This window comes from Ignavibacteria bacterium, from assembly GCA_016873775.1.
Taxonomy (GTDB): Bacteria; Bacteroidota; Ignavibacteria; order UBA10030; family F1-140-MAGs086; genus JAGXRH01.
The window spans coordinates 1-3373 of sequence record VGWC01000124.1 but is presented as its reverse complement, the minus strand read 5'-3'; the positions used below and the strand labels follow the sequence as shown (position 1 = coordinate 3373).

Genomic DNA, 3373 nt, shown 5'->3' with positions numbered 1-3373 from the left:
TTGTAACGAACGGCACAAGAATCGACCATCGTTTTTCTAAATATACGCCGCCAAACAACGCAATAGCAGAAACCGGCGTAAAATTCGGCGGATGAGGAAGTATTCGTGAAAATGCGGCAAGAAGAATTAAACCGCCTGCGAATAAAAGTGATTGTGAAGTTTTTTGATGTGTGGTTTCCATAAAGTTCTTTCTAAAAAATTGTGGCGAAAAAATAAGAAGTTTTGTTATAATTAAAAACTATCGAATATAGGCAAACGCAGTGGGAAGAACGCCGGTATTATGAGTTTTGCGCAGTATTCCGGAAGAATTATAAATCGAGAAACTTCCGTTTGTCGTAAAATTTTTTGCATCGGCACAATATACGTCGCCGTTTGATTCATCAATGCTCACAGCATAATAATTTTTGTTCACAAAATTTCCCAACGTTGTATTCGATTTTGTGTTCAGAGAAATTATCGCAGTATCTGCACAAACATAGCCGCGCTCGAGTATTGTTCCAATCGCCATAGAGAAGGAATGTCCGCCAATCAAAATTGAATCTACAATCTGTTCGGTGCTTGCATTCACAATTTTTATTTTCGCCGGCGTGTCATCATTTGGATTTCCAAAGTCGTTGTACAATCCTGCACACAAGACATACACTTCTCCATCTTTATCCACAGAAACGGAAACGGGGTTATCACCAATAGTTATTGTATTGGAAACGCTCATCGAACTTAAACTAATTATTGAAAGTGTCGAACCGCTTCCCAATCCCGAATTTGCAACAAATGCTTTACCGTTCGTTATCGCTATACCCTCAGGATTTGCTCCAACAACAATACGTTTCAAAATTGTTTGCTGATTTAAATTCACTTCAACAACAGAGCTATCGTACAAATTCGTAACAAGCGCAATCGAATCGTTCACGAAAACAATTTCGCGCGGACTCATTCCTGCACCAATATTTATTGTTCCAACACTTTGATGATTCGAGGTATTGATAATTTCAATTTTATTGGAATTATTCACAACGATATATGCGCGCGTTCCACGAATTTTTATATCGTTGCCAATGTCTCCCAGATTACGACCGTTCACAGCAAAAAACACATCGTTATAGACAGAATCTTTTTTCACGCCATAAAACGAAAGCGAAGAAGTTCCGCTGCCAAACAATCCTTCATTGAGAACGTACACTCCTTTCGCGTTTGCAAGCGGAGGTTTTATTGTCGGTGAAACCGGGTCTTTTTTACAAGAAAAAAATGAGAGTGCAAGAAAAATAGTGAGGATACGTTTTGTAAATGTGTTCATAGTTTTTTTATTCCTAAAGTGAAATGAAATTCTCGGAGCGGCATCGGATATAATGGAAGCACGTTGTACGAGGTGTTAAAAAAATTTGTTGTTTCTATTTTGAAGAACGGCTGCACGGTTCCTGCATCGAATTGATACAAGAGCGATGCGTTTGTTACGTTGTACTGCGGAAGAAATCTGTCATTCATTTCCGTAACGTAGCGATAACTTGTCCACGAATGCTGAAGGGAAAATGTAATCGCATATTCAGATATTGTCGCAGCGACATTGAACGTTTGCAACGGAAGATACACGAGTTGTTTTCCATACGTTGCATCGTTCGGAAAATCACGGTTCATTTTTTTGACCGTGTTGATTGTTGAATTGACCGTTAGAGAAAATTTATCTTCTAATGTTTCCCACATTCCTTCCAATTCAATTCCTTCAGAGCACACTTTTCCGATATTCTTCGGCGACCAGATTCCGTTCGATTGCGGTTTCCATAAAATTCTGTCGCGGGTGTTGATGACAAAATAATTTGCTTCCAGTGAACAATTTCCCAAAATATCGAACGAAGAAATTATTCCGCAATCAAAACTCGTAGAATGTTCCGGTTTTAAATTCGGATTTCCGCCATCGAGCCAATATAAATCGTTGAAAGTCGGAACGTGAAACGATGAACCGTAAGATGAACGGAATCGAATACCCGGAAGTCGAGAAATGCCAATATTTATGCCGATTTTCGAACTCACAGCATTTCCAACGTCAGAAAAATTATCGTAACGAATCGAAGGAAACAATATCGCTTCTATCGGCGCATTGGAAAATGTAGAAAGCGTATTTTCCAATGAAAGAAAAATGCTTTGCTGTTCACGCACAATGTTTTTCACGCGGTTGCTTTGAATCCAACTTCGAGAAAGTTCGCTTCCGAGAGTTCCGGAAAAATATGGTGAGAAGAAAAATTTTAAACTCGGTTCTATGATTCCATTACGATTGAAATAATTATCGCGTGCCGAAATAAACGGATTATCGTACGTTTCTTCTCCGTAATGAAACGAGGAATTAAATTGTGTGGAAAATGTTTCGTTCTGTTTCCACTCCAAGCCAAAATGTGTTCGAACATTGTTATCATTCAATCGCGTTTTGCTTAAATCCGTTGTGCTTGAAACACTATTGGGAACACCACGTTGTGCATGTTCAATGTTCATAGAAATAAACGAAGAAAAATTTTCTTTTGCGTCCAAATCTATTCTTCCATCAAAAAACGATAGCGAATAATCTCCGCCGTTTCTTCTCATAATTGTTTTTTTTTCCCCATCATCAAAATAAAATTTGTAATTGCCTTCCCCAGATTCTTTACGCGCGTTTGCTCGAAATGAAAACTCGGAATTTATATTCGTACTCATATTCACACCATACGAGGCAAAGCCGTACGAACCAAGTGAAGATGAAACCATTCCTTGAAAATTGTCACTCGTTCTTTTTGTTATGATATTAACAACCCCGCCAACAGCATCGGCTCCATATATTGCAGAACTTCCACCTTTTAAAATTTCTATTCGCTCGATATTTGATGATGAGAAAATTCCAACATCTCTTAGTCCGTTTTGAAAACTTGAGAATCGCATTCCATCAATGAGAATCAGCGTGTTCTCCGCAGACATTCCACGCAACGAAATTGTTTGTAATGAACCAATTCCTCCGTACGATTTCAAAAACATTCCTGACGTTCCGTTCACAGCAGACGAAAGAGACATTCCAACATTTGATTCAATCCTTGCAGATGAAATAACAAATACTGACGAAGAAAGTTTTTCTTGTAATATTTCGCTGCGTATTCCCATAACGACAACGTCATCAAAACGATATGTGTTTGCCGAATCGCTTTCTTCGGAAAAGAGAAATGAAGAGAAAAACAGAGCAATAAAAACAAGTAATCCGTAATCTCTCATCTGTAATCTAAAATCTTTCATAAAAAAAATCCCATCCTCAATAAAGAAGATGGGAAAATGAACCTGCTAAATGCATTGTTCCGCCAACTTCCCTCGAAGGTGTTGTGAAAAAAACATTGGCAGGTCTCCTGACTTTTCCTCATACAAA

Annotated in this window: 3 protein-coding genes; all 3 read right to left on the bottom strand. The window is 38.4% G+C overall.

Annotation, left to right across the window (positions count from 1 at the left end; all coding sequences use genetic code 11):
* On the bottom strand, window positions 1–181 hold a 181-nt coding region (locus FJ218_11125), incomplete at its 3' end, for a hypothetical protein (protein MBM4167452.1).
* Between the two features lie 57 nt (window positions 182–238).
* Window positions 239–1294: a hypothetical protein gene (locus FJ218_11120; protein MBM4167451.1), complete on the bottom strand. Its 1056-nt coding sequence runs from the start codon at window positions 1292–1294 to the stop codon at window positions 239–241.
* Window positions 1291–3246, bottom strand: coding sequence for a TonB-dependent receptor (locus FJ218_11115; protein MBM4167450.1), 1956 nt, complete (start codon window positions 3244–3246; stop codon window positions 1291–1293). The genes FJ218_11120 and FJ218_11115 overlap by 4 nt, the downstream gene beginning before the upstream one ends.
* Between the last annotated feature and the right edge of the window lie 127 nt (window positions 3247–3373).